Origin of the sequence: Brevibacterium sp. 91QC2O2 (assembly GCF_024580695.1) — a bacterium.
GTDB lineage: Bacteria > Actinomycetota > Actinomycetes > Actinomycetales > Brevibacteriaceae > Brevibacterium > Brevibacterium moorei.
In genome coordinates this window covers 1-263 of sequence record NZ_JANIJY010000090.1, presented here as the reverse complement: position 1 = coordinate 263, position 263 = coordinate 1, and the positions used below count along the sequence as shown (strand labels likewise).

Here is a 263-nt window from a genome sequence, read left to right as displayed (position 1 = left end):
ACTACGTGAAGTCGGAGTCGCTAGTAATCGCAGATCAGCAATGCTGCGGTGAATACGTTCCCGGGCCTTGTACACACCGCCCGTCAAGTCACGAAAGTCGGTAACACCCGAAGCCCATGGCCTAACCGGTTCGTCCGGGGGGAGTGGTCGAAGGTGGGACTGGTGATTGGGACTAAGTCGTAACAAGGTAGCCGTACCGGAAGGTGCGGCTGGATCACCTCCTTTCTAAGGAGCATCAACTAATAAGTGGTTGGCCATCGTAG

Annotated in this window: 1 rRNA gene; it reads left to right on the top strand. The window is 55.5% G+C overall.

The window, feature by feature from the left end:
• Window positions 1–225: ribosomal RNA gene (locus NQ036_RS15565) — 16S ribosomal RNA — on the top strand; the annotation flags it as partial.
• Window positions 226–263: the final 38 nt, after the last annotated feature.